This window comes from Actinoplanes sp. NPDC019969, from assembly GCF_055562375.1.
Genome location: NZ_JBVHFK010000008.1, coordinates 319,119 through 343,711, shown reverse-complemented (window position 1 = coordinate 343,711; position 24,593 = coordinate 319,119). Strand labels below are relative to the sequence as shown.

The 24,593-nt window shown below is 71.4% G+C and carries 21 protein-coding genes, 1 pseudogene and 1 riboswitch; of the genes and pseudogenes, 1 reads left to right on the top strand and 21 read right to left on the bottom strand.

Features of this window, described 5'->3' with window-relative positions:
* A pseudogene (locus ACZ3II_RS25215) lies at positions 1-295 on the top strand (peptidase S1); the annotation flags it as partial.
* A gap of 47 nt (positions 296-342) precedes the next feature.
* Here the strand turns inward: ACZ3II_RS25215 and ACZ3II_RS25210 are convergent.
* The 21 genes from ACZ3II_RS25210 to bioA all read right to left on the bottom strand — a co-directional run bounded on the left by ACZ3II_RS25210 (position 343) and on the right by bioA (position 24,462).
* Positions 343-1,887, bottom strand: coding sequence for a serine/threonine-protein kinase (locus ACZ3II_RS25210; RefSeq protein ID WP_465520175.1), 1,545 nt, complete (start codon positions 1,885-1,887; stop codon positions 343-345).
* Entirely contained in the window at positions 1,880-2,722 is an 843-nt protein-coding gene (locus ACZ3II_RS25205; protein ID WP_465520174.1) for a hypothetical protein, read from the bottom strand. Before ACZ3II_RS25205 ends, ACZ3II_RS25210 begins: the two co-directional genes overlap by 8 nt.
* 7 nt (positions 2,723-2,729) lie before the next feature.
* Positions 2,730-4,955 (bottom strand): glycosyltransferase, encoded by a 2,226-nt coding sequence (locus ACZ3II_RS25200; protein WP_465520273.1) that lies wholly within the window; start codon positions 4,953-4,955, stop codon positions 2,730-2,732.
* A 147-nt stretch (positions 4,956-5,102) separates the two neighbouring features.
* Positions 5,103-5,579 carry a 6,7-dimethyl-8-ribityllumazine synthase gene (gene ribH, locus ACZ3II_RS25195; protein WP_465520173.1) on the bottom strand — a complete coding sequence of 159 codons (477 nt, stop codon included), beginning with the start codon at positions 5,577-5,579 and terminating at the stop codon, positions 5,103-5,105.
* Between the two features lie 44 nt (positions 5,580-5,623).
* Positions 5,624-6,832, bottom strand: coding sequence for a bifunctional 3,4-dihydroxy-2-butanone-4-phosphate synthase/GTP cyclohydrolase II (locus ACZ3II_RS25190; RefSeq protein WP_465520172.1), 1,209 nt, complete (start codon positions 6,830-6,832; stop codon positions 5,624-5,626).
* Positions 6,825-7,424 (bottom strand): riboflavin synthase, encoded by a 600-nt coding sequence (locus ACZ3II_RS25185; protein ID WP_465520171.1) that lies wholly within the window; start codon positions 7,422-7,424, stop codon positions 6,825-6,827. The genes ACZ3II_RS25190 and ACZ3II_RS25185 overlap by 8 nt, the downstream gene beginning before the upstream one ends.
* 2 nt (positions 7,425-7,426) lie before the next feature.
* A complete protein-coding gene (ribD, locus tag ACZ3II_RS25180) occupies positions 7,427-8,530 on the bottom strand; it encodes a bifunctional diaminohydroxyphosphoribosylaminopyrimidine deaminase/5-amino-6-(5-phosphoribosylamino)uracil reductase RibD (RefSeq protein ID WP_465520170.1) in 1,104 nt (367 codons plus the stop codon).
* Positions 8,531-8,662: 132 nt separating this feature from the next.
* Positions 8,663-8,836: riboswitch (FMN riboswitch) on the bottom strand.
* A gap of 61 nt (positions 8,837-8,897) precedes the next feature.
* Complete coding sequence (locus tag ACZ3II_RS25175) at positions 8,898-10,268, bottom strand: acyltransferase family protein (RefSeq protein WP_465520169.1); 1,371 nt, start codon at positions 10,266-10,268, stop codon at positions 8,898-8,900.
* A 54-nt stretch (positions 10,269-10,322) separates the two neighbouring features.
* Positions 10,323-11,321 (bottom strand): GGDEF domain-containing response regulator, encoded by a 999-nt coding sequence (locus ACZ3II_RS25170; protein WP_465520168.1) that lies wholly within the window; start codon positions 11,319-11,321, stop codon positions 10,323-10,325.
* 28 nt (positions 11,322-11,349) lie between these two features.
* On the bottom strand, positions 11,350-12,021 hold the full coding sequence (gene rpe, locus ACZ3II_RS25165) for a ribulose-phosphate 3-epimerase (RefSeq protein WP_465520167.1): 672 nt from the start codon (positions 12,019-12,021) through the stop codon (positions 11,350-11,352).
* 60 nt (positions 12,022-12,081) lie between these two features.
* On the bottom strand, positions 12,082-13,551 hold the full coding sequence (locus ACZ3II_RS25160; RefSeq protein ID WP_465520166.1) for an RsmB/NOP family class I SAM-dependent RNA methyltransferase: 1,470 nt from the start codon (positions 13,549-13,551) through the stop codon (positions 12,082-12,084).
* 31 nt (positions 13,552-13,582) lie between these two features.
* Positions 13,583-14,512, bottom strand: coding sequence for a methionyl-tRNA formyltransferase (fmt, locus tag ACZ3II_RS25155; protein ID WP_465520165.1), 930 nt, complete (start codon positions 14,510-14,512; stop codon positions 13,583-13,585).
* 4 nt (positions 14,513-14,516) lie between these two features.
* Positions 14,517-15,089 carry a peptide deformylase gene (gene def, locus ACZ3II_RS25150; RefSeq protein WP_465520164.1) on the bottom strand — a complete coding sequence of 191 codons (573 nt, stop codon included), beginning with the start codon at positions 15,087-15,089 and terminating at the stop codon, positions 14,517-14,519.
* A gap of 130 nt (positions 15,090-15,219) precedes the next feature.
* Positions 15,220-17,613, bottom strand: a complete 2,394-nt coding sequence (locus tag ACZ3II_RS25145; protein WP_465520163.1) for a primosomal protein N' family DNA-binding protein — start codon at positions 17,611-17,613, stop codon at positions 15,220-15,222.
* Between the two features lie 695 nt (positions 17,614-18,308).
* Entirely contained in the window at positions 18,309-19,499 is a 1,191-nt protein-coding gene (metK, locus tag ACZ3II_RS25140) for a methionine adenosyltransferase (protein WP_465520162.1), read from the bottom strand.
* Between the two features lie 46 nt (positions 19,500-19,545).
* Positions 19,546-20,763 carry a bifunctional phosphopantothenoylcysteine decarboxylase/phosphopantothenate--cysteine ligase CoaBC gene (coaBC, locus tag ACZ3II_RS25135; protein WP_465520161.1) on the bottom strand — a complete coding sequence of 406 codons (1,218 nt, stop codon included), beginning with the start codon at positions 20,761-20,763 and terminating at the stop codon, positions 19,546-19,548.
* A gap of 90 nt (positions 20,764-20,853) precedes the next feature.
* Positions 20,854-21,117: a DNA-directed RNA polymerase subunit omega gene (gene rpoZ / locus ACZ3II_RS25130; protein ID WP_015623990.1), complete on the bottom strand. Its 264-nt coding sequence runs from the start codon at positions 21,115-21,117 to the stop codon at positions 20,854-20,856.
* 11 nt (positions 21,118-21,128) lie between these two features.
* Positions 21,129-21,716: a guanylate kinase gene (gene gmk / locus ACZ3II_RS25125; RefSeq protein ID WP_465520272.1), complete on the bottom strand. Its 588-nt coding sequence runs from the start codon at positions 21,714-21,716 to the stop codon at positions 21,129-21,131.
* Between the two features lie 32 nt (positions 21,717-21,748).
* Complete coding sequence (gene mihF, locus ACZ3II_RS25120) at positions 21,749-22,066, bottom strand: integration host factor, actinobacterial type (protein ID WP_043528493.1); 318 nt, start codon at positions 22,064-22,066, stop codon at positions 21,749-21,751.
* A gap of 183 nt (positions 22,067-22,249) precedes the next feature.
* Complete coding sequence (pyrF, locus tag ACZ3II_RS25115) at positions 22,250-23,080, bottom strand: orotidine-5'-phosphate decarboxylase (protein WP_465520160.1); 831 nt, start codon at positions 23,078-23,080, stop codon at positions 22,250-22,252.
* 20 nt (positions 23,081-23,100) lie between these two features.
* The gene (gene bioA, locus ACZ3II_RS25110; RefSeq protein WP_465520159.1) at positions 23,101-24,462 is read right to left on the bottom strand and encodes an adenosylmethionine--8-amino-7-oxononanoate transaminase; all 1,362 of its coding nucleotides are present in this window, start codon (positions 24,460-24,462) and stop codon (positions 23,101-23,103) included.
* Positions 24,463-24,593: the final 131 nt, after the last annotated feature.

The following is a 24,593-nucleotide window of genomic DNA, read 5'->3' as shown; positions in this document are numbered from 1 at the left end:
CAGCGGCGTCTGGACCCGCACCCGCACCGCCGCCGGCGTCTGGAACAACAACGCCGTCCACATGGACAGCAACCCCGCCGTCAACGCCCTCAGCGCCACCGGCCTGCCCAACGGCACCCTCCACATCGACGTCACCGTCGACGGCAGCGGCGTCTGGCACCGCACCCGCAACGCCGCCGGCACCTGGGACAACAACGCCATCAAGATCGACGGCAACGGCAGCATCTTCAGCACCTACACCGTCGGCCTCAACGACAACACCATCGGCGTCGGCACCAACGTCGACCTCAGCTGACCAGACAAACGAAAAGCACGCCGGCGGGCCCAAGGGCCCGCCGGCGTTCAGCCGCGTCCGGGGAGGAACTTGCGGGCGCGGCTCTTCACCGCGCCGGCGAGGCGCTTCGGGTCACGGAGCCGGGCGACCCGGCCGACGACCGACGCCACCTTGACGACCTTGCCGGCCTTGAACCGGCGCATCTCGTCGCGCATGTTGCGCAACTGCTGCTCGCGGGTGCGTAGCTGCTGGTCCCGGAACCGCATGGTGCGCTCCAGGCCGAAGATGTGGCCGGCCTGCTCCTTGATCTTGAGCTGGGCGGCCTCGGCGTCGGCGAGGGCGCCGCGCAGGTCGGGCTGCTCGACGCTGGGGAACGCCTCGTCGGCGATCTCCCGGCCGTGCTTGAGCAGGTCGTCGGCCGGCTCGACGCCGGACATCGCCAGCCACGTCTTGACCAGGTCGTCGCCGTCGGCCATCCACGGCGGCCACGGGTGCCGGCGGTGCTCGCCGATGAGCCGGTCCCGGAAGCGGTGCCAGGCCGCGGCGAGCGTCTCCTCCTTGGACCGTCCGGCGGCGGTGAAGGGCGCCGCCACGAGGCCGTGGATCTCGTCGAAGAACGCGACGTCCGCGAGCGCGCCGAGTTCGGCGGCGAACGCCCGGAAGCCGGGCACGTCCTCGGCCGCGGCCAGGCGGAACAGCACGGTCTCGGCGGACTCGGCGTCGGGCACGAGCCGGTCGCCGAGACGCCAGCCGTCGGCGGTGAGGTCGGCGGCGCCGGTCGGCAGGTACGCCGTGTGGGTCTCGCCGGCCGGGCCGAGCACGACGAGCCAGCCGGGCGCGACGGTGTCGAGCAGGCCGGCCCGGGCCGCGGCTTCGGCGGCGGTGGTCACCGGCGCGAGCAGGGGCGTGGCCGAGGTCTGTGCCGCGAGCCCGGCGAGCGCGATCCTCGCGCCGGGGAAACCGGGACGGGTACGCCCCACCGCCTCCGAATCGATCAGGGTGTGCACCCGCCGGTCCGGGGCGAACAGCGCGAACCGCCTGGTCACCTCGCCGAGCGCCGCCTCCACCTGGGCCGCGGAGACCGGCCGGCGCGGGTCGTCGTGCAGCGGCCGCCACTCGTCGTCGCCGTACCGGTCCTTCTCCGGGCGCCGGTCCAGCAGGCCGGTGACGGCGAAGCCGTTCTCCACGCCGATCACGACGGTGGCGCCGGGCGCGGCGAGCCCGCGCAGCAGGGCGGCCCGCTCCGGCCAGTCGAGGGCCGGCGAGTCGGGGCCGAGCAGCCGGTCCAGGCCGTCCGCGGCGATCACCACGTCGAATCCGGTGGTGACGGCCTCGGCGAGGCCGTCCAGCGCGCCGGTGACGACGGTGTACTTCCCGCCGCGCAGCGCCTCGGCGTCACTGACCGAACGCAGCAGGACGGTGACCTCATCGGCCCGGCTCGCCGCCAGCTCGAGCACGTCGGTGTCGTGCGGCCCGGCCACCAGGACCCGGCCGGCGCTCGCGGGCAGCAGGTCGGCGAGGAGGGCGGCCAGCACCGGCCCGCCGGTCGGGTTCCGGTCGGTCCACGGCTGGATCTCGCCGCGGACGATGGGCGGCAGGGTCTGGTCAGTCACGAACATTCCAATCGAAGAGCATGCGCAACTCGGCGGGCGGCATCACGTAGGAGCGGCCCAGTTCAACATCGGTGGTGGCGCGGGCCGCTTCGAGATCGACGTCCTTGCCGTGCATCTCCGGCCAGAGCCGCTTGATCCGGGCCTGGCCGCCGAAGAGCGGGTTGTCGCCCTCCAGCTCCATCGGATCGCCGTAGACGGCGGGCTGGCAGCCGACCGCGGTGCCGAAGAAGATCGCGGTGCTGAGCCGGTTCGCCGCGACCCGCTTGAAGCGGCGGAACGTCTCCAGCTGCTTGTAGAGGAACTGCCGGTCGGTGCCCTCGTAGTTCCAGCCGCGCTTGCCGAAGCAGATGACCTCGAAGCCGGCCTTCTCGTAGGCCCGGCGGACCTCGGGACGCTCGAACTCGGTGTAGTAGAGGCTGATCGTGACCTGCTCGGTCTCGGTCTCCTTGATCTCGGAGATGAGCCGGGCGTGGTCGCCCTCGATCTTGCCGCCCTTGCCGCCGCCCTCCCAGCCGTGGAACAGGAACCACAGCGTGCCGCTGCGCTCCTCCTCGGGCACCCGGCCGAGGTCGGGCTCCATGTCGGCCAGGTAGAGGAACGGCGCGCCGATCACGTGGTAGTTACGCCGGCCGAGGGAGTGCCCGCGACGGCGCGGTGGGTCGCTCCAGGTGTAGCGCCAGGCCCCGTCGAAGAACTCGTGCACCGGGTTCCAGCCACAGGCGACGTTCCACCCGTGCTGCAGGTAGCCCCGCATCCGGGGCGGGTGCAGGTCGTTCAGCCCGCAGTACCGGGCGAGGATGTGCGCCTGCCCGTAGTAGTGGTTGTGGTGATGCATGGGTGACTCAGCTCGTTTCCAGGTGCAGGGTGCCGGCCCGCGCGTACAGACGGTGCCCGTCGTGGAGGCGCGGCAGGTCGACGAGCGCGAAGGTCTCGAGCTGCACCGCGTACGGCGTCTCGCCGTCCCCCGCCTCGAACAGCGTCCAGTCTGCCGCCTCGTCACCGAGATCGGCGACATCGATCACACCGGTCCAGCGGTCGCCGTCGAGGGTGACCCGGCAGACGGCGTCCACCGCGTCGTCGGAGCCGGGCAGGAACCGCCGCCAGGTGATCCGGTCGTAGGCGACGCCCGGCCACACCGGGCCCTCCACCGTGACGGTGGTCCCGTCGGCGGCGGTCCCGGAGGTCACCACCCGGGCCGGGCCCTCGATCAGGTTGAGGTACTGGCCGGGTGAGCGGGAGACGCTGAGCACCCGGTCGCCGTGCACGACGCTCACCGCCTGGGTCAGGCCGGTGATCAGGACCAGCGAGTCGCCGATCTTCGGGATGAGCACGGTCCGGCCGAGGAACGGGTCGTCCGGGTCGGTGGCGTCGGCCACCTCGCCGACCGGGATCCGGGCGGTGAAACGGTTGCCCGGACCGACCTCGAGGGGCACCAGGATCTCCTTGGCCGCGCGGGTCAGGCGCATCTCACGGTCGGTGGAGCCGGCCGGGAGGGTGCCGGTCAGCACCAGCGTGTCACCGTCGGCCGCGGCGCCGGTCAGCTCGTGCTCGCCGAGCATCCGGCGCAGCAGCAGCCGCCCGTCGTTGGCCTTCACCGGCTGGAACCAGGTGTCACCGATCCGGTCCCCGTACGGGAACAGCATCTGCATGGTGACCAGCCGCTTACGCCGCACCTGACCGCTGCGCATGCTCGCCATCAGGCGGAACGCCTCGCGGCCCGCCGGCATCGCGGCGAGCATCGCGCGCGGCACCCGGGCCACCCAGCCCGCGAGCCGCGTGTTGCCCCGCGCGTCGGGCAGCGGGAAGCGCTCGGTCTCCAGCGGCGTCTCGCGGAGCCCGGCGACCAGGGCGATCGTCAGCGACGAGTCCTCGGTGGTCGGCAGGTGGTTGATCTCGGCGGTGCCGCGGACGATCAGCGCGTCGTCGGTCCAGCTCAGCTCGGTGGCGGCGGCCTGGAGCACCAGCTCGCTGCGGGACAGCCGGTAGACCTCGGCGGGCACGCCGGCGGCGTCCGGCAGGCCGGGGAAGTGGCCGCGGTAGCGCCAGGGCAGAACCGGGTGACGCTGCGCCTGGGAGCCGACGGCCAGACCGCCCTCGGCCCGGAACCGGGCGAGGCGCTGCAGCAGCTCCACGTCGCCGGACTGGAGGCCGTAATACTCCAGGCGCTGGAAGGCCGAGGCGCTCTCGAACACCTTGGGGTCGAGGCGGCGGGTCAGGCGGCGGCCGAGCTCCAGCACCTTCTCCAGGTCGCTCTCCGGCGCCGAGCCGAAGGCCTGGACCACGGTGGTGAGGTCGATCAGGGCCAGGTGCTTGTGCACCGTGCTGCGCAGCTCGAGGGCCCGCTTGTCGACCATGTCCATGATCATCTCAGCGGAGACGACCCGGTCCTCCAGGTTGCCGAACTGGAACTTCAGCTGGGTGACCGACTCACCGGACTCGCGCTCGCGCCAGTAGTAGGTGGGCGCGCCCAGGCAGTCCACGGTCACCGCGTCCAGGTGGGCCTTGAGCGCCACCGGATAGTCCTCGTACCGCATCGCGGGGAACTCGTACTTGAACTGGTCCCAGAACCGGCGGCGGTACACCTTGTTCCAGACCATCCGGTCGATGGCCAGCTCCGGCCACTCCAGGATGTGGGTGGCCAGGCGGTCCTTCGCGTAGGCGATGCGGTGAACGTACGACTGGCGGACGCCGGAGGTGTTGTTGAACCGCCGGGCGTTGCCGCCGGCGAGCGACGACGAGGTCCGGTCGAGCGAGCCGACCAGCAGCTCGTACGCGTGACGCGGCACCAGGTCGTCGCTGTCGACGAACGTCAGGTATTCACCCTGGGCGTCGGCGATGCCGACGTTACGGGCCGGGCCCATGCCCTGGTTCTCCTGGGAGATCATGCGGAACCGCCGGTCCTCGGCACAGAAGGCGCGGGCGATCTCCGCGCTGCTGTCGGAAGACCCGTCGTCGACCAGCACCACCTCGAAATCCCGGAACGTCTGCCGGGCCAAGGAGTCCAGGCAGGGGCCGAAATAGCGCTCTACGTTGTAAAACGGCACGACGATACTGAGCCGTGGGATCACGTTGAGTGGCACCAGTTCTCGGGATGGGGGGTTTCGGACCACGGAATGATTCCGGTGCCGGGCGTCGCCGACACCCCTATATGGTTAACAGAAGGTGCTGCGAAGGTGAAGTCCGGGTGTCGTGTTCCCCCTCACCCTGTGAAGCCGCTACGACTTCTCGATCTCCCGGATGGCGAGGACGGCGTCCAGCACCGCCACGGTGCTCTGCCACCCCTTGTCCTCGATCGAGTCCTCCAGACCGGCCCGGTCCCGGGCCTGACCGAGGCTGTGCACGGTCAGCACACCGTGCGCGACAGGGGTGCTCTCGTCCAGCGCGACCCTGGTCAGGCCGGCCGTGACGGCGTCGCAGACGTACTCGAAGTGCTGGGTCTCGCCCTTGATCACCACACCGAGCGCGACCACCGCGTCGACCTTGCGGGCCAGCGCCTGCGCGACCACCGGCAGCTCCACCGAGCCGGCCACCCGGGCGGTGATCACCTCCGTGACGCCGCAGGCCGCCGCGGCCGCCTCGGCCCGCTTGATCATGTGGTCGACCAGGTCGTTGTGCCAACGGGAGCCGACGATGCCGAGCCGCAGCCCGGCAGCGTCGACGGTCTGCATGTGCGGATCACCGAAGCCGGCCATGTTCATCCCCCTTTATCGTCATTCTTCACCCCGTGCGGGGATGTTCAGGCCAACTCGGCGAAGAGGTGACCCATCCGATCGCGCTTGGTGCGCAGGTACCGGACGTTCTCCGGGTGCAACCGGACCGGCAGCTCCTCGCGGCCGGTCACGCGGAGCCCGTACCCCTCGAGCCCGGCTCTCTTCGCGGGGTTGTTGGTGAGCAGGCGCATCGAACGGATCCCGAGATCGGCCAGGATCTGCGCGCCGGTGCCGTAGTCGCGGGCGTCCGCGGGCAGGCCCAGCTCCAGGTTGGCGTCGACGGTGTCGAAACCGCGGTCCTGCAGCTGGTACGCCTGGAGCTTGTGCAGCAGGCCGATGCCGCGGCCCTCGTGACCGCGCATATAGAGGACCACCCCGCGCCCGGCCGCCGCGACCCGCTCCAGAGCCGCGTCCAGCTGCGGGCCGCAGTCGCAGCGCCGGGAGCCGAAGACGTCCCCGGTGAGGCACTCCGAATGCACCCGGACCAGCACGTCCTCGCCGTCGCCGAGGTCGCCGAAGACCAGCGCCACGTGCTCGCCGTTGTCGGCGGCGGTCCGGTAGCCGACGGCGGTGAACACGCCGTGCTCGGTCGGCAGCACCGTCTCGACCACCCGCTCCACCTGCCGCTCGGCCCGGGCCCGCTGGTAGGCGACCAGGTCGGCGATGGTGATCAGGACCAGGTCGTGCTCGGCGGCGAACTTCTCCAGGTCGGGACGGCGCTGCATGGTGCCGTCGTCGTTGACCATCTCGCAGAGCACCCCGGCCGGCCGGCACCCGGCGAGCACCGCCAGGTCGATGGAGGCCTCGGTGTGCCCCGGCCGGCGCAGCACCCCGCCCGGCTTGGCGCGCAGCGGGACGATGTGGCCGGGCCGGTTGAAGTCGCCCGGCTCGCTCTCGGCGGCGGCCAGCAGGCGGATGGTGTGCGCCCGGTCGGCGGCGGAGATGCCGGTGCTGACGCCGTGCTTCGCGTCGACGGTGACGGCGTAGGCCGTACCCCGGGCGTCCTGGTTGGTGTGGAACATCGGCGGCAGGTCGAGCCGGTCCGCCTCGACCTCGGGCAGCGGCACGCAGATGTAGCCCGACGTGTAGCGCACCATGAAGGCGACAAGCTCAGGGGTGGCGTGCTCGGCGGCGAAGATGAGGTCGCCCTCGTTCTCCCGGTCCTCGTCGTCCACCACGATCACGGGCCTGCCCGCCGCTATCTCGGCGATGGCGCGCTCGATGTCCTCAAACATTGCGGCTCCCCAGCATCTTCTCGACGTACTTGGCGATCACGTCGACCTCGAGGTTGACCGGATCTCCGATGGCCTTGCTGCCCAGCACCGTCAGCTTCGAGGTGGCCGGGATCATCCCGATCGCGAAGCTGTCCGCGGTGACCTCCATGACGGTGAGCGAGACCCCGTCCACGGTGATCGAGCCCTTCTCCACCACGTACTTCGCCAGCTCCGGCGGCAGCGAGAAGCGCACCACCTCCCACTGGTCGGCGGGCTCGCGCGCGATGATCGTCGCGACGCCGTCGACGTGGCCCTGCACCAGATGACCGCCGAGGCGGCTCCCCAGCGCCGCGGCACGCTCCAGGTTGACGTTGCTCCCGGTTCTCAGGACCCCGAGCGAGGTACGCCGGAGCGTCTCGCCCATCACATCCGCGGTGAACACCCCGTCGACGTTGTCGATCACGGTGAGACAACAGCCGTTCACCGAGATCGAGTCGCCGTGCCGTGCGTCCGAGGTGACCAGCGGGCCGCGGACGGCGATGACGGCCGAGTCCTCGGCGCCCTCGGTCAGGCGCACGATCTCGCCAAGCTCCTCGACGATTCCGGTGAACATGGTCAGAAGACCTCGATTCCGTGTTCGGGGTGGTGGGCGGGGCGGTCGGACGGCCTGGGCTTGGGGAGGGGTGTAGCGGTGAAGCGCAGGTCGCCGCCGATCTGCGTGATCTCGGTGAAGTCCAGTTCGACGGCGTCGGCGATGGTGCCGATGCCGGCGTCGACCAGGGCGGTCCGGCCGGCGCCGAGCAGTTTCGGAGCGACGTATCCGATCACCCGATCGACCAGTCCGGCCGCGAGAAAAGCTCCGGCCAGGGTCGGGCCGCCCTCCAGCAGCACATTGCGCACGCCGCGGCCGAAGAGGGCGCCGAGCAGCGCGGTCAGGTCCACCCTGCCGTCCGGTCCGGCGCCGACCTCGGCGCTGGTGACGATCCAGGTGGGGGCGGCCGCGTCGCGGACCCGGGCGGCGGCGGGGGTCCGTCCGGACGAGTCGACCACCACCCGCAACGGCTGCTTGATGGCGAGCGTGCCGTCGCGCAGGTCGCGCACGGTGAGCTGGGGGTCGTCGGCGACCACGGTGCCGACGCCGGCGACGATCGCGTCCACCGTGCTGCGCAGCACGTGCACGTCGGCCCGCGACTCGGCCGACGAGATCCACTGGCTGGTGCCGTCGGCGGCGGCCGACCGCCCGTCCAGGGTGGCCGCGAACTTCCAGGTCACGTAGGGCCGGGCCCGCCGCACGGCGGTCAGCCAGGCCACGTTGCCGAGCTCGGCCTCGGCCCGGCGCACCCCGGTGGCGACCTCGATGCCCGCCGCCCGCATCGTCGCCGCGCCACCGGCGGCCACCGGCGTCGGGTCGTCCACGGCGATGACCACCCGCCGGATCCCCGCGTTGATCAGCGCGTCCGAGCAGGGGCCGGTGCGGCCGGTGTGGTTGCAGGGCTCCAGGGTCACCACGCAGGTCCCGCCCCGGGCCCGCTCACCGGCCTGGGCCAGGGCGACGATCTCGGCGTGCGGGCCGCCCGCGTACGCGTGGAAGCCCTCGCCGACCACCTCGCCCGCCGGGCCGAGCAGGATGCAGCCGACCACCGGGTTCGGGCTGGTCGTGCCGAGGCCCCGGGCGGCCAGCGCGACAGCGCGGCGCATCGCCTCGTCCTCGGTCACCATGCCCCGGTCCTCTCGCGCGGTAATGATCACGCGCTGGAGGTTGCGGGAGAAAACGCCAAGAATCGGACACGAGGGGTACGCTTCGCGCACCCCGGCGAGACCATGCCGCTGTGGGCACGACCCTCCGATTCCGCGCGCTGTCTCCCATCCGGACTGTCTGACCAGCAGAGGCTGATCAACCGTCGGCCCCGGAATCTCACCAGGTCCACCGCTCGCCTCGGTGAAGGCGATCGGGTCGCGGGCTTACCGTCGCTTGCGCGTCGGATCACCGCCGGTTCGGAATTACACCGAGTCCCGCCAGCGCGTGGTGGGTTAACCCCGAGTCTTCCACGACCTCGGGATTTTGCCACCCACCGCGCGATCTACTTCACATCTGGCCGGGAGCGGGAACAACCGCGGGAGCCGGCACCCGTGGCGTGACCAGCGGCAATGCCTGGGTCGGCGCGTTCGGATCGGCGGGCGGTTTCCCTCCGCCCCCGCCGATCGAACGCTCCAGTCGCTTCATCACGCGCCGGCCGGCGGTCTGCCCGGGGATCTCGACGAACCGGTAACAGGCCCAGGCGACGGCCAGCGTCGCCACCAGGAAGACCACAGCGATGCCGGCCCGGCCCGCGAGGCTGCCCCGCCAGCCCGCCGCCGTCAGGTAGTGCAGGACGACGTGCAGGACCACCCAGTGCAGCAGGTACAGCGAGTAGCTCACCTCACCGAGCCAGGTCAGCGGGCGCGGCACGTCCCGGTGCCGCAGCGCGAACGCCACCGCGAACGTCACCGCCACCGCCAGCGCGGTGATCGAGCCGCTGATCAGGTGCTGCGACTTGCCGGTGTTCAGCCAGGCGATCCCCATGCTGACGAACAGCACCGCGGTCAGCGCCACGCCACCCGCCCACGGCGCCACCTGCCGGTGGTGCAGCCGGTAGATCACCGTGCCGGCGAACAGCACCGCCACCAGCTGCGCCGCCTGCGACGACGAGATGGCGTTGCTGAACGAGGTCGCGTGGCCGTTGAGCAGCGGCAGGGCGAGGAAGCACACACCGGCCACCGCGGCGGCACGGACCAGGGCGGGGCGGCCGCTGACGTACGCCGCCAGGCTCGCCGTGAAGACCAGCAGCAGCGCCGCCGCGGTGATCCGCCGGGTGGTGAAGTCGCCGCCCAGCAGGTCGTCCGGCAGCCGGGTCGCGCCGGCCGCGGCGATCAGCGCCAGGCCGCCCGCCCACCACACGCTCAACCGGTGCAGCTTCAGCACGAACATGCCCGCCACGACCAGATAGAAGATCATCTCGTAGGACAGCGTCCAGAACGGCCAGGCCAGCCCGCGCAGGCCGAGATGGTCGGTCAGCATCGTCACGTGGCCGAGGACCCCGGTGACCGTCTCGTTCCGCAGGCTCGCGTTCAGCGGGTGCATGCCGGCGTACGTGATGACGGCCAGCGCGGCGATCGTCGCCAGATAGGCCGGGTAGATCCGGAACAGGCGGCCCACCCAGAACTTGCGCACCGAACCGTGCCGCTCCAGGGACATCGGGATCACGTACCCGCTGACCAGGAAGAAGACGAGGACGCCGTACCGGCCGAAGTCGATGTATTCGTGGATCGCGCGGTGCCGCTCCGTCCCGATCACCGACGGTGCCAGGTGATAGAGCGCGACGACGAGAGCCGCGTAACCCCGGAGGGCGTCGAGCCAGCCCATGCGCGACAGGGACCGAGTGGGGGCGCTCGGCGGCGCCTGCGGGATCGAAGCCATAGCGCGCACAAGATACCTGCTGTATCACAGAGATCCAACCAGCGGCGGGCCGCCTCAGTCCGCCTCGCTCCGCCGCCGATCGATCGCCACGTACGACCCGGGCTGCGACTTCGCCACCTTCTTCATCTCCGACGCCACCGCGATGACCACCCGCGGATCGGTGAACCGGCGGCCGTCAGCGGTCGCCTGCGCGACTCCGATCGACAGCGTGACCAGGGCCGCCTTCTGCTTGTTGCCGCGCCGGTCGGGCACCTCGATGTACCCCCGCTGGGCGTCGCCCGGTTCGTACAGCCGGTCGGCGGCGGCCTCGAAGTCGGTCACCGTCCGCTGGGTCAGCGGAAGCACCTGATCGGGCGAGCAGATGAACACGAAGTCGTCGCCGCCGATGTGGCCCAGGAAGATCGACGGCTTGCCGGCCTGACCGGCCGCCCGCTGCAGGCTCCGGGCCAGGGCGATGATGAAGTCGTCGCCGCGGTCGAACCCGTACACGTCGTTGACGCTCTTGAATCTGTCGACGTCGATGTAGCCGACCGAGTACTCCCCGCCGGCCCGCATCCGCTCGCCGATCTCCCGCCGCACCCGCGCGTTGCCGGGCAGGCCGGTCAGCGGGGACACCTCCCGGGCGTCCTTGTGCCGCCGCAGCGTGGTGGAGACCCGGGCGATCAGCTCCTCCAGGTCGAACGGCTTGACCAGATAGTCGTCGGCGCCCGCGGACAGGCCGTAGACCTTGTCCACCGTCATGCCCTTCGCGGTCAGCATGATCACCGGAAGGGCCGAGGTGAGCGGCTCGGCCCGCAACCGCTGGACCAGCTCGACACCGTCCATCCGCGGCATCATCCAGTCGATCACCGCGAGGTCGGGGCGGTGCGTCTCCATCAGGTCGAGCGCTTCCTGCCCGTCCTTGGCGCGGATCACCTCGAAACCACGGATCTTGAGATTGAACTCGACGAAGCTCGCGATGTCCTTGTCGTCGTCGACCACCAGGATGAGGTCCGGCCCCTCTTCGGGGTCCAGCTCGGGATCGATCTCCGGTGGGGACTCAGCCGTGCTCATGTCTCGATGATGGTCTCTGCCGGAGCCGTCACGCCAGTCCCATCCGGCCCGCGGCCAGCGCGCGCAGTTTCCGGATCGCCTCGGCCGGGTCGGCGGCGCCGTACACCGCGGTGCCCGCCACGAACGCGTCCGCGCCCGCCTCGGCGGCCTGCTCGATGGTGTCGGCCGCGATGCCGCCGTCCACCTCGATGCGGATCTGCAGGTCGTTGACGTCCGCGCGGCGGCGCACGTCACGAACCTTGCCGAGCAGCTCCGGCATGAACGCCTGACCGCCGAAACCCGCCTTGATCGTCATGATCAGGATGGTGTCGAGGTAGGGCAGCAGCTCCAGGTACGGCTCGACGGGGGTGTCCCGGTCGATCGCCAGGCCCGCCTTGGCGCCGGCCGCACGCAGCGTCTTCGCCAGCGCCACCGGGTCGTCACAGGCCTCGGCGTGGAAGGTGACGTTGTACGCCCCGGCCTCGGCGTAGCCCGGCGCCCACCGCTGCGGGTCGTTGATCATCAGGTGCACGTCGAACGGGATGTCCGTCGCCTTGCGCAGGCTCTGCACCACCGGCAGGCCGATCGTCAGGTTCGGCACGAAGTGGTTGTCCATGACGTCCACGTGCACCCAGTCGGCCGCTCCCTCGATGGCGCGCACCTCCTCGGCGAGCCGGGAGAAGTCGGAGGCGAGAATGCTCGGCGCGATGATGGGTTCCACGAGTCGAAGTCTAGGACCCGGACGAGGACGGGAGGGCACGACGCCCTCCCGTCCGTTCGATCAGCTCGTCCTGCGCAGGACCGCCAGGAACATCGCGTCCGTGCCGTGCCGGTGCGGCCACAGCTGCACCGTCGGGCCCGCGCCCAGCCCCGGCATGCCCGGCGGCAGCAGCGGCCGGGCGTCCACGAAGTCCACCTCGACGCCGCTACGCCGGGCCCCCTCGCTCACCGTGACCTGCGTCTCCACCATGTGCGGGGAACACGTCACGTACGCCACGACGCCGCCGGGACGCACCGCCCGCAACGCCGCCACCAGCAGCTCCCGCTGGAGCCGGGTCAGCGCCGGCAGGTCCGCCGGCTGACGCCGCCACCGCGACTCCGGCCGGCGCCGCAGCGAACCCAGCCCGGTGCACGGCGCGTCGACCAGCACCCGGTCGAAGCCCTCCTCCGGCAGGTCCGGGTCACGGCCGACCGAGCGCCCGTCCATCGGCAGCACCGTCACCGGCATGCCCTCGGTCGCGAGATCGACCAGCCGGGCCCGGTGCTCGGCCACCTCCACCGCGGTCACCTCGGCGCCCCGGCCCGCGGCGATCGCGCCGATCAGGCCGGTCTTGCCACCCGGACCGGCGCACAGGTCCAGCCAGCGGGTGTCCCGGCCCTCGACCGGGGCGGCCAGCAGCGCCGCCGCGACCAGCTGCGAGCCCTCGTCCTGCACATGCGCGCGGCCGTCACGGATCGCGGCCAGATCGCGCGGGGCGCCGCCGTTGAGATAGACCGCGTACGGCGAGAAGGCGCCCGGCACCCCGTCCACCTCGTCGGCCAGCTCCACCGCGTCGGCCCGGCCCGGACGGGCGCACAGGTGCACCGCCGGTGGCTGGTTGTCCTCGATCAGCAGCCGGGCGGTCTCCTCCAGGTCGCCGCCGAGCGCCTCGGCGAACGACCGGATGATCCACTGCGGGTGGTGGTGGATGACCGACAGGTGGCCGATCGGATCCGTCTCGTACGACGGGGCGAGCCGCTCCAGCCACGTCTCGAACGGGGACTCGGACACCGTCCGCATCACCGCGTTGGCGAACCCGGCCGCGCCCGGCGCCACCGAGCGCACCAGGTCCACGGTCTGGTTCACCGCGGCGTGCGACGGCACCCGGGTGTAGAGCAGCTGATAGACGCCGAGCCGCAGCGCGTCACGGGCCGGCGGGTCGATCCGGGCGACCTCGCGGCCGGCGGCCTCGGCGATGATCAGGTCGAGGGTGCCCAGCGCGCGCAGGGTCCCGTACGTCAGCTCGGTCGCGAACGCCGCGTCCCGCCCGTGCAGGCCCATCCCGTTCAGGATGTCGGCGAGGACCAGGTTCGCGTACGCGTCGTCGCGGTGCACGGCGGCCACGGCCTCGTACGCCGCCTGCCGTGCCGGGTCAGCCGGAGGCCGCCCGGCGCGCGGAGCCCGGCCGCTGCGCCCGTCCCGGGGGTGACCCGGACCGGCCGGCCGGCTCGGCCGTCCACCGTGCGGGCGCGACGCCCTGTGCTCCGTCACGCCTGCATCTCCTCAACCGCATTCCGTACCGTCACGCCAGCTTCTCCCCTGCTTCGATCCGCATGCCCCGCGCCCAATCGGTGGCGGACATCGGCTTCTTCCCCGCCGCCCGCACCTCGCCCAGGATCACCGGCGTCGTTGCCGTCCCTGCCAGCACCTGCTTACGTTCCACCAGCAACTCGCCCGGGCGCAAACCGGCCGGGCCGTTCGCGATCGGGCGCACCGGCCCCAGCTTCAGCCGCTCGTCCCGCAGCGTCGTCCACGCGCCCGGCGCCGGAGTGCACGCCCGGATCCGCCGGTCCACCGCGAACGCCGGGTCGTCCCAGCGGATCCGGGCGTCCTCGACGGTCAGCTTCGGCGCGTGCGAGACACCGTCGGCCGGCTGCGGATGCGCCCGCGCGGTACCCGCCTCGATCGCGTCCAGCACCGCCACCAGCAGGCCCGCGCCATCCACGGCGAGCCGCTCCAGCAGGTGCCCGGACGTGTCGGAGAACCGGATCTGCTCGGTCAGCGTCCCGTAGACCGGGCCGGTGTCCAGCCCCGCCTCCAGCTCGAAGACGCTCGCGCCGGTCACCTCGTCGCCGTGCAGCACCGCATGCTGCACCGGCGCGGCGCCACGCCAGGCCGGCAGCAGCGAGAAGTGCAGGTTCAGCCAGCCGTGCTTCGGGATCTCCAGAGCCGACGGGGGGACCAGGGCGCCGTACGCCACCACGGGCACACAGTCCGGCGCGATCTCCCGCAACCGCTCCTGGAACTCCGGGTCACGCGGGCGCTCCGGGGTCAGCACCTCGATGCCGCGCTCGTCGGCCCAGGCGCCGGCCGGGGACCGGACCAGGCGGCGGCCCCGGCCCGCCGGAGCGTCCGGGCGGGTCACCACGGCGACCAGCTCGTGGCGGGAGGCCGCGATCGCGTCCAGGGCGGGCACGGCGACAGCCGGGGTGCCGGCGAAGACCAGGCGCATCAGGTCACCGGCCCGGGCTGAAGAGACCCGACCCGAAGACGCCCCGGTTGTGCGGGCTCTCCTTGATCGTGGGCGGCTTGGCGGCGTCGTACCAGTCGGCGGACCGGATCTGCTTCATCGCGTCCTTGCGGGCGGCGGCGTCCAGCCGGTCCAGGAACAGCACCCCGTCCAGGTGGTCGGTCTCGTGCTGCACGCACCGGGACATCAGCCCCGTGCCGACCAGCTGAACCGGGTCGCCGAACTCGTTGAAACCGTTGGCGATCACGTTCTGCCGGCGCTTGGTGTCGATGTAGATCCCGGGGATCGACAGGCAGCCCTCCGGCCCGTCCTGCTCCTCGGAGTCGGGGAAGGTGAGCACCGGGTTGACGATGTGCCCGATCACGTCGTCCACGTCGAAGCTGAACACGCGCAGGCCGACCCCGAGCTGCGGGGCGGCCAGACCGGCGCCGCCCTCGTCCCGCATCGTCTCGATCAGGTCCTTCACCAGATTGCGCAGTTCCTTGTCGAAATCGACGACAGGATCGGCCGCCGTACGCAGCACGGGGTCGCCGAAAAGACGGATGGGCTGGACGGTCACGCGGCGAGACTCCTGACTCTGGTGGGCAGCACCTGCCCAGTCTACGGAGTGACGCGCGCAACGCTGCGAGTGACAGTGGCGGCCCACTCCCCTGCCGCCCTGTCCTCCCTCCCGACCGGCCCCCGGCGGGTCAGAAAAGGTCGGCGGGGTCGACCTGGATACGCACCGGGAGCGGGGCTTTGCGGGCGCTCCGCACCGAAGCCGCCTCGTGCAGCGCGCGTGCCAGCTCGGGGGCCTGCGACCGGGACACCCGCAGCAGCATCCGCTCCTGATCGTCGGCGGCCGGAACCGGGCCGAGCACCTCGGTGCCGTCCGGCAGCCGGGCCAGCGCCAGCAGGTCGTGAACCGCCGCGGTCTGGCCGGTCAGGCTCGCCATCCGGGCCGCCGGCGGGAACCCCAGGTCCCGTCGCTCGGACAGCTCCCGCTCGGCGAACCACCCCGGATCCCACCGCATCAGCGACTGCACCGGCGCCAGCGAACCATCGGCCACGACGACCACCCGCCCACCGTCCGCGCCCGGCCGGGCCAGCGCCGCCGCGTTGAGCCAGCGGCGCATGGTCTCCTCCGCGGCCCGCAGATCGGCGCGGCTCAGCAGCGCCCAGGTGTCGAGGAGCAGCACCGCGCCGTACCCCCCGTCGGCGACCGGCTCGGCCCCCGGCGTCGCCACCACCAGGGCCGGCTCGGCCGGAACCGTGCTCAGCACCTCGTCCCGGCCCGACGTGCGCACCCGGAAACCGGCGAACGCCCGCCCCATCTCCTCCGCCGTCCGCCGGGCCCCGATCACCGAGGCCCGCAGCCGCCGATCATGGCAGTTGGGGCATTCCCAGGCCGGTGAACCCCGCCCGCACCAGTGGCAGACCGGGACGTCCCGGGCGCCCTGCAACCCGAGCGGCCCGGAACAGTGCGGGCAGCGGGCCGGAGCACGGCACTCGGCACAGGCCACCGACGGCAGATAGCCCCGCCGCGGCACCTGCACCAGCACCGGCGCGCCCGCGTGCAGAGCCTGCCGCGCCGCCTCCCACGCCACCGTCGGCAGCCGGGCGGTCACCGCGCCCGGGTCCCGCGCCAGCTGCGAGTCGTCACCGGTCGGCGAGATCGCCGGGCCACGTCGCCGCCGCACCGCCCGGTCCGCGACGATCTCCCGGGCCCATCCCGTCTCCAGGAGCAACTGCGCCTCTCCGGTACGGGCGAACCCGCCCACCAGCGCCGCACAGTCCGCCAGCCGCGCCCGGGTGAGCAGGACGTCCCGCGCGTGCGGGTACGGCGCCCGCGGCTCCGAGTGCAGGTCGTCCCCGTCGTCCCAGATCACCACCAGCCCGAGGCCGGCCACCGGCGCCCACATGGCCGCCCGGGTCCCCACCACCACCGGCACCTGGTGCCGGCTGGCCGCGAGGAAACGCCGGTACCGCACCGCGGGCCCGAGCGCCGCGTTCAGCGCGACGTGCATCCCCTCACCGAGCACCTCGCTCAGCGCCCGATCGACCCGCTCCAGATCCCGCGCGTCCGCGACGACGATCACCACCCCGCGCCCGCCACGCACGGTCGCCGCCGCCGCCTCCGCGATCCGCAGCGGCCAGTCCTCCCCGGGCAGCGCCGACCAGACGGCCCGCGCCGGCCGGCCTTCCTCGACGGCTCGCAGATAGGCGGGCCCCGCCGTGTACGAATCCCATCCCCCGGCCGCCGGCCCCTTGATCCGCGCGGCCGCCGCCCTCCCCATCACCCCGGAACCGGCCCCCGCCCGGCCCTCATCCGAGCCCACACCGGCCGGCACAGCCGCCAGCTCGCCCGACGCAGCCCGCAGCTCACGCGGCACGTCCTCCGGGCCACCCACCACAGGCCCGTCGGCAGCAGCCGCCCGGCTCCCCAGACCGCCCGCCGCAGGCCCATCGTGAGCAGCGGCCCCGACCCTTGGCTCCGATTCGGCCGACATGATCGCGGGGATGCCCGAAGGCCGCCCTGGCGCAACCGCAAGCTCGCCCGGCTCCACCCCGACCGGCACGCCAGCAGGACCCACCGCGCCTGGAATCTCCGCTTCCGCCGGGTTCGCGCTGCCGCTCGTCACCGCAGACGGCGATGACGATCCGGCAACCGCCTCACCGGCCGGAGCCGCCGCAGACGCATGCCCAGGCAGGACCGCCGCGGCGGACGACGGGGACTCCGCCCCGGCATGATCCGGCGGGACCGCATCGCCGGCTGTCGTCGCCGGCGGTGACTGGGTCTCGACCCGGGCGTGGCGTGGGGGGATCGCGAGGCGCAGAACGTCGGCGAGGTTTCCCGCATAGCGGTCGGCCACCACGCGCGCCAGCCGGGCGATCTCCGGGTCGAGCACGCGCTCGGGCGACACCACCTTCTCCAGGAACGCCAGCTTTCCGCCGTGCCCGGAACTCTCGACCCGGTCGAGCAGGAATCCGCTGACCAACTGACCCGCGAACCGGACCTTCACCCGCACGCCCGGCTGCGCCGCCTCATCGTCGGCTGCCGGGATCAGATAGTCGAACGGCCGGTCGAGATGCGCCAACGACATGTCGACACACACTCTGGCGACGGGCAGCCGCTCCGCCGGCTCCCGCTCACTTCGACTCCCCTTGCTTGCCATCACCGAGCATTCTGCCCGCCCCCTCTGACACTTCCCACGACCCGCCAACGATCTTGAGCAATCACCGCCCGCCCGGCGCGCCCAAGATCCAGCTGTCGGCGATCCTTGTGCGGGCCGCTCCGGATCGCCGGAGCCTCCCGCCCAAGATCCAGCGAGTCGCCGATCTTGCGCATCCCGCCCCGGCCCGCCACGCACAAGATCCGCAACCTGATCCGTCCTGGCGAGCCACGGCGGCCAGCGCTAGATCTTGTGCGGCTGGTTCTCATGGCTGTCTCGCCGGGCGGGAGACAGCCATGAGAACCAGCCCGGGTCTTCCGGCTGGCCGTCAGTGCTGTCTCACGCGGCCCGAGGCAGCACTGACGACCAGCCACCACCGCCCCAGCCGGACCTTCCCGCGACGGCCGAGCGCACGAGCCGTCGCCCAAGCAGGTCTCACCACCCGCATAACCACCATGGGCGACGGCCGAGCCCGGACCGGCTCCGGCACGCCGGCAACCAGCCACGACGACGGCCGAGCGCGCGAGCCGTCGTTCCGACCACCACGTACCGGCGTGGAAACCCCGGATCGACGCAAGACGGCCGGCGTCCCACGAGGGGGACGCCGGCCGGCGAGACGAGAGCGATCAGGACGCGGCGTTCTTCAGGTCCTGGGCGCGGTCGGTGCTCTCCCACTTGAGGTCCGGCAGCTCCCGGCCGAAGTGGCCGTACGCCGCGGTCTGCTGGTAGATCGGGCGCAGCAGGTCCAGGTCCCGGATGATCGCGGCCGGGCGCAGGTCGAACACCTCGTTGATGGCCTTCTCGATCCGCTCGACCGGCACGTTCTCGGTGCCGAACGTCTCCACGAACAGGCTCACCGGGTGCGCCTTGCCGATCGCATAGGCGACCTGGATCTCGCACCGCTCGGCCAGGCCGGCGGCGACGACGTTCTTGGCGACCCAGCGGGTGGCGTACGCCGCCGACCGGTCCACCTTCGACGGGTCCTTGCCGGAGAACGCCCCACCACCGTGCCGCGCGTAACCACCGTACGTGTCAACAATGATCTTGCGGCCGGTCAGGCCCGCGTCACCCATCGGGCCACCGATCTCGAACCGGCCCGTCGGGTTCACCAGCAGCCGGTAACCCTCGGTGTCCAGGCCGAGCCCCTCCAGCTCCGGGCCGATCACGTGCTCACGCACGTCCGGGGTCAGCAGCGACTCGAGCGAGATGTCCGCGGCGTGCTGCGACGACACGACGACCGTGTCGAGGCGGACCGGGCGCAGGCCGTCGTACTCGATGGTGACCTGGGTCTTGCCGTCCGGGCGCAGGTACGGGATCGTGCCGTCCTTGCGCGCGGTGGACAGCCGCCGGGCCAGCCGGTGGGCGAGCGCGATCGGCAGCGGCATCAGCTCCGGCGTCTCCGAGCAGGCGAAACCGAACATCATGCCCTGGTCGCCGGCGCCCTGGCTGTCCAGCTTGTCGCCGGCCTCGCCCTCGCGCTCCTCGATGGCGGTGTCGACACCCTGCGCGATGTCGGGCGACTGCGAGCCGATGGACACGCTCACGCCGCAGGACGCGCCGTCGAAACCCTTCTTCGACGAGTCGTAGCCGATGCGCAGGATGGTGTCGCGGACGATGCTGGGGATGTCGGCGTACGCCTGCGTGGTGACCTCACCCGCCACGTGCACCTGTCCGGTGGTGATCAGCGTCTCCACCGCGACCCGGCTGCGGGGGTCCTGCGCGAGCAGGGCGTCGAGAATCCCGTCGCTGATCTGGTCAGCGATCTTGTCCGGGTGGCCTTCCGTGACCGACTCGGAGGTGAACAGGCGGCGTGCCACGGTGCTCCTCAGATTTGTCGAATTACAACGTAACGCGGAAGTGTAGTCAGGGTCGCTGAGCGTGGAGGACCTGGGCTTCCAGGCGGGCGGCCACTTGATCGAAAATCATATCGGCCACATCGTCTTTGGGTAGTTCCCCGTGAGTGGCGGTGAAGCCGTCCGCCCCCAGCAGTGTGACGGTGTTGCGATCCTGCCCGAAGACCCGGTCGACCCCGACCTCATTCACGACGATCAGGTCGGCACGCTTACGGACCAGCTTGCCACGTGCGTTCTCCAGCGCGTCGTGAGTCTCCGCGGCGAAAGCGACGAGGATCTGACCGGGACGCTTGGCCGCGCCCAGTTCGGCCGCGATGTCCGGGTTCGTGACCAGGTGGATCGCGTCGGGCGTACCCCCGTCAGTTTTCTTGATCTTCTGCTCGGCGACCGTAGCGGGCCGGAAGTCGGCAGGCGCCGCGGCCATCACCACGACGTCCGCCGAGGCGGCCGCCTCCACGGTGGCCTTGCGCAGTTCCTCGGTGGTGCCGACGCGGACGAGATCCACTCCTGCGGGGTCCGGCAGCGACACGTTCGCCGCGACGAGTGTCACCCGTGCGCCGCGTGCGGCAGCCGCTTTGGCCAAGGCGTACCCCTGCTTGCCGGAGGAACGGTTGCCCAGGAACCGGACCGGGTCGAGCGGCTCGCGGGTGCCGCCGGCGGTCACCACGACGTGCCGGCCGGCGAGATCGAGATCAACACCCCTGCGGTGTACGCGCACCGCGATCTCGAAGATCGCCGAGGGGTCGGGGAGCCGCCCCTTGCCGGTGTCCTTCCCGGTCAGCCGCCCGACGGCGGGCTCGATCACGATCGCCCCACGCTCCCGCAGCGTCGCCACGTTCGCCCGGGTCGCCGGGTTCTCCCACATCTCGGTGTGCATGGCCGGCGCGTACACGATCGGGCAGGTGGCCGTGAGCAGCGTGTTGGTGAGCAGGTCGTCGGCGATCCCGTGGGCCGCCTTGGCCAGCAGGTCGGCGGTGGCCGGCGCGACCACGACCAGCTCGGCGGCGCGGCCGATCCGCACGTGCGGCACCTCGTGCACGTCGTCCCAGACGCCGGTGGCGACCGGACGCCCGGAGAGGGCCGCCCAGGTCGGCTCACCGACGAACTTGAGCGCCGACGCGGTGGGGACCACCCGGACGCCGTGCCCCGACTCGGTGAACAGGCGCAGCAGCTCGCACGCCTTGTAGGCGGCGATCCCCCCGCCCACGCCCAGCACGATCTCGGTCACAACTCCCCCATCGGCACTTCAACGGCCTCGGATAACAATTGATCCCGCGCCCATCATGCGGGACGCGGGATCAATGAGCGGAAGTTCAGATCACGGGTTGTCAGTCGCCTCGGCGGTCAGCAGGCCGGCGTTGATCTCCCGCATCGCGATGGAGAGCGGCTTCTCCTGCGGAGTGGTCTCCACCAGGGGGCCGACATACTCCAGGAGGCCCTCGCCGAGCTGGCTGTAGTAAGCGTTGACCTGGCGGGCGCGCTTAGCCGCGAAGATCACCAGCGAGTACTTCGACGAGGTCTTGTCGAGCAGCTCGTCGATGGGCGGGTTGGTGATGCCTTCGGGGTTCGCGATGGTTCCCACGTGGTAAATCCTTAATGCTCGTGTGCCAGGTATAACGAACCGAGCAATCCTACCAGCTCGTCAGCAGCACGTTCGACGAAGTCGTTCACCACGGTGACATCGAATTCCGACTCGGCGGCCAGCTCCTCGTCGGCATGGGCGAGGCGGCGCTTGATCGTCTCCTCGTCGTCGGTGCCCCGGCCGATCAGGCGGCGCTGCAGCTCCTCGACGCTCGGTGGGGCGAGGAAGACCAGCTGGGCGTCCGGCATGGCGGCCCGCACCTGGCGGGCGCCCTGCAGGTCGATCTTCAAGAGAACGGGCCGGCCCTCCTGGAGCCAGCCCTCGACCTGCGCGCGGGGTGTGCCGTAGAGGTTGCCCGCGAATTCGGCCCACTCCAGCAGCTGATTACCGTCGATCAGTCGCTGGAACTCGGCCCTGGTTGCGAAGTGATAGTGCTCGCCGTCGGTCTCGTAGTCGCGCTTCTTGCGGGTTGTCACCGACACCGAGAGTTTGATCCACGGCGAGCGCAGCCGGATCAGCTCGATCACACTGTCCTTCCCGACCCCTGAGGGGCCGGAAAGAACAGTGAGGCGGGCTGCCGGCTGCGCGTCGTCATCCATGCTCACGGCTCATTCCTACACGAGCCGATGAGTCAGTTCGCAGCGAACTCCCCCAGGAGGGCCTTGCGCTGCTGGTCGCCGAGACCCCGGAGCCGGCGGCTCTCGGCGATCTTCAGCTTCTCCATGATCTGGGTCGCACGGATCTTGCCGATGCCCGGCAGCGCCTGAAGCACGGCCGAGACCTTCAGCTTGCCGACGACCTCGTCGCCTTCCGCGCGCTCGAGCACGGCGGCGAGGGTGGTCTTGCCGGACTTGAGCTGTTCCTTCAGCTCAGCCCGAGCCTTGCGAACTTCCGCGGCCTTCTCGAGCGCAGCTTGGCGCTGTTCGGGGCTCAGTGACGGGAGCGGCACCAGTTCTCCTCAGGTCCCAGAGCGGCGGTAGTTCATACCGGCGCTTGTCGTGAAACGTGGTGTGCCGGGTGACCAAAGGGGCATGTGGTTCCCAGCGCCGGGAAAACTAGCGGTCAAATCGGCTTTCGGCAACGTGGGGGTACCCCGGTCCCGGCTCTCCGGCAGGCTGGTAAGCAGGCCGTTTCACCCGAGCGCGGCGCGCACGCCGGCCAGAACGCGGTCCGCGGCGGCCCGCAGATCGGCGATCTCCGGGCCCGCGGCGAGAACCTCGCGTGAGTACGACGGCAACACGTTGTGCAGGCTTTCGCCGAAGACCGCGCGCAGGTCATCGGGCCTTCCGCCCTGCGCTCCGAGGCCCGGCGCGAGCAGCGGGCCGTTGACCGCGGAGAGGTCGTGGCCGGTCTCGCCGATCGTCGCGCCGACCACCAGGCCGAGGCTGCCGAGCGGCCGCGCACCCGCGTTGACCTGGGAAATCTCATCGATCACGGTTTGCGCGACGGTTTTGCCGGCGGGCGTGACAGCGTGCTGGACGGCCGGGCCCTCGGGGTTCGAGGTGAGCGCCAGGACGAAGACGCCACCGCCGTGAGCGGCCGCCAGGTCGAACGCCGGCTGCAAAGATCCGACTCCGAGATAGGGACTTACAGTAATCGCGTCAGAACAGAGAGTACTCACCGGATTCAGATACGCGTCGGCGTACGCGGCCATCGTCGAGCCGATGTCGCCCCGCTTCACGTCCAGAAGGACAAGAGCACCGGCCTCTCGGGACTGTCGGATAGTTGACTCAAGAACAGCGACGCCACGTGAGCCAAATCTCTCAAAAAATGCGGACTGTGGCTTCAGGACAGCCACCCGATCGGCCAGCGCGTCGACCACCGTACGGGCGAAGCGTTCCAGGCCGGTGATGTCGTCGGAGAGACCCCACCGCTCCAGAAGAGATGCGTGCGGATCGATGCCGACGCACAGGGGGCCACGCTCCGCAACCGCCTTGTGGAGTCGTTCGCCGAAGGTCTCCATGAACAATTCCTTCTCTCGTGTCAGCCAGCCGCCACCGCGGCGGTGATTCCCGCGGTAATGCGGGCAAGATCCGCGTCGTCGGTGACGAACGGCGGCATGGTGTAGATCAGGTCCCGGAACGGCCGCAGCCAGACGCCCTCGGCCACCGCCGCCGCGGTCGCCGCCGCCATGTCCACCGGGTGGTCCAGCTGCACGACGCCGATGGCGCCCAGGACCCGCACGTCGGCGACCCCACGGCGTCCGCGGAGCGGTTCCAGGCCGCTCCGGAGAGCGGTTTCGATTCTCGGTACGTTCGTCGCCCACCCGCTCCCGCCCGGCGGGCCGTCGTGCGCGCCCTCCCCTGCCCGAGCGCCGTGTCCCGCACGCCCGCTGGTTCGCAGGAGCTTCAGGGAGGCCAGGGCGACCGCACAGGCGAGGGGGTTGCCCATGAACGTCGGGCCGTGCGCCAGCCCGCCGCCCTCCCCCGCCGAGATCGCCGTGGCGACCTCGCGGGTGCACAGCGTCGCTGCCAGGGTCAGGTAACCCCCGGTCAGCGCTTTGCCGAGACACATGATGTCCGGGCTCACCCCGGCGTGATCAGCCCCGAAAAGGCGTCCCGTGCGGCCGAACCCGGTCGCGATCTCATCGAAGATCAGGAAGATCCCGTGCGCGGCGGTCACCTCCCGGAGCACCCGCAGGTACTCCGGATGGTGGAACCGCATCCCGCCCGCACCCTGCACCACCGGCTCGACGATCACTGCCGCGATCTCGTCCGAGTGACGTTCGATCATGGAGACCAGCTCGAGGGCGTAACGTTCGTTCCACTCCGCGGGCGGCGGACCGGCGAAGACCTGCACCGGCAGCACCCCCGTCCAGAGCGAGTGCATGCCGCCGACCGGGTCACAGACGCTCATCGGATGGAACGTGTCGCCGTGATACCCGCCGCGCCACGTCGCGAGGCGGCGCCGCCCGGGCCGTCCCCGTGCCTTCTGTGCCTGCAGCGCCATCTTGATCGCCACCTCGACCCCGACCGAGCCGGAGTCACAGAGGAAAACGTGCTCCAGGCCGTCCGGCGTGACCTCCACGAGCTCGGCCGCGAGCCGGATCGCCGGCTCATGGGTGAGCCCGCCGAACATCACGTGACTCATCCGCCCGGCCTGCTCGGCCAGAGCCGCGTCCAGGACCGGGTTCCGGTACCCGTGGACGGCCGCCCACCAGGACGACATCCCGTCGATCAGCTCCCGCCCGCCGGCCAGGCGCAGCCGCACGCCCTCGGCGCTCTCCACGAGGAGGGGCTCGGAGCGGCCGGGCATCGGCCCGTAGGGATGCCACACGTGCGCCCGGTCCAGCGCCAGCAGGTCAGCCTCACCGGCCGTGCCGCTTGTCCCCGGTCCGGAAGTCACGGCAGCACCGAACGTCCTCCCTGCTCCCGGACCGAAGGCGGCGCCAGGGGCGGAAGCCGCACCAGAGGCGGCGGAGGTACCGGGGGCGGAGAAGGCGGAGTCAGCTCGCGTGCTGGAAATGGCGTCCGCGC

Bases quoted from the DNA above. Each gene is read 5' to 3' on its own strand.
- ACZ3II_RS25190 (WP_465520172.1), bottom strand. From the start codon at position 6,832: ATGTTTGAGGACATCGAGCGCGCCATCGCCGAGATAGCGGCGGGCAGG.
- ACZ3II_RS25170 (WP_465520168.1), bottom strand. From the start codon at position 11,321: ATGAGCACGGCTGAGTCCCCACCGGAGATCGATCCCGAGCTGGACCCC.
- ribD (WP_465520170.1), bottom strand. From the start codon at position 8,530: ATGGTGACCGAGGACGAGGCGATGCGCCGCGCTGTCGCGCTGGCCGCC.
- ACZ3II_RS25145 (WP_465520163.1), bottom strand. From the start codon at position 17,613: ATGTCGTTGGCGCATCTCGACCGGCCGTTCGACTATCTGATCCCGGCA.
- ACZ3II_RS25205 (WP_465520174.1), bottom strand. From the start codon at position 2,722: ATGCATCACCACAACCACTACTACGGGCAGGCGCACATCCTCGCCCGG.
- ACZ3II_RS25175 (WP_465520169.1), bottom strand. From the start codon at position 10,268: ATGGCTTCGATCCCGCAGGCGCCGCCGAGCGCCCCCACTCGGTCCCTG.
- pyrF (WP_465520160.1), bottom strand. From the start codon at position 23,080: ATGGAGACCTTCGGCGAACGACTCCACAAGGCGGTTGCGGAGCGTGGC.
- ACZ3II_RS25185 (WP_465520171.1), bottom strand. From the start codon at position 7,424: ATGTTCACCGGAATCGTCGAGGAGCTTGGCGAGATCGTGCGCCTGACC.
- gmk (WP_465520272.1), bottom strand. From the start codon at position 21,716: ATGGATGACGACGCGCAGCCGGCAGCCCGCCTCACTGTTCTTTCCGGC.
- ribH (WP_465520173.1), bottom strand. From the start codon at position 5,579: ATGGCCGGCTTCGGTGATCCGCACATGCAGACCGTCGACGCTGCCGGG.
- fmt (WP_465520165.1), bottom strand. From the start codon at position 14,512: ATGCGCCTGGTCTTCGCCGGCACCCCGGCTGTCGCCGTGCCCGCCCTG.